The organism is Stenotrophomonas sp. HMSC10F06 (assembly GCF_001807865.1).
GTDB classification, from domain to species: Bacteria; Pseudomonadota; Gammaproteobacteria; order Xanthomonadales; family Xanthomonadaceae; genus Stenotrophomonas; species Stenotrophomonas bentonitica_A.
Genome location: NZ_KV791254.1, coordinates 1 through 531, shown reverse-complemented (window position 1 = coordinate 531; position 531 = coordinate 1). Strand labels below are relative to the sequence as shown.

At 75.0% G+C, this 531-nt stretch carries 1 pseudogene; it reads right to left on the bottom strand.

Annotation, left to right across the window (positions count from 1 at the left end):
* Positions 1 to 200: 200 nt before the first annotated feature.
* A pseudogene (locus HMPREF3113_RS01755) lies at positions 201 to 531 on the bottom strand (anti-sigma factor); the annotation flags it as partial.

The following is a 531-nucleotide window of genomic DNA, read 5'->3' as shown; positions in this document are numbered from 1 at the left end:
CGGCCGCCGCCGGGGCGGCAGCGGTGGCCGGCGACGGCGACTGGGCGCAGGCCACCAGTGGGAGCGTCATGGCGATCAGCGCCAGGGCGTGGGTACGGATACGGGCGGTCATCAGACACGAGCCTCCGGGTCAGGAAAAAAAAGGGGGGGGGGGAACGCTCCGGCGCACGGGCCGGAGCGGAGCGTCGCCGCGACGATGCTCAGTCGCGGTGCCGGCGTGCGGGTTCGGCCGTTTCGGCTGACTCCTGCAGACGCGGCTCGAAGGGATAGAACGCAGCCTGCGGCGCCTGCGTGGAGAAGCTCGCATTGAGCGCCCCGCCCGCAGCCGGGGCCAGGCTGGACCGCGGCCAGGGCTTGGCCTGCAGGTTGCCGACCTCACCGAACGGGAACTGCCGCACGGTCGCCGCCGGCATGGCCGGGGTCAACGGCGCCTGGCTGGCAACCGCCCGCTGCGGTTCGGCACTGCGTTCGGCGGCGCTGCCACGCGCGGCCTGCTGGGTGCGCGTGGCGCTGGCGCTGGCGCGGCGTGCG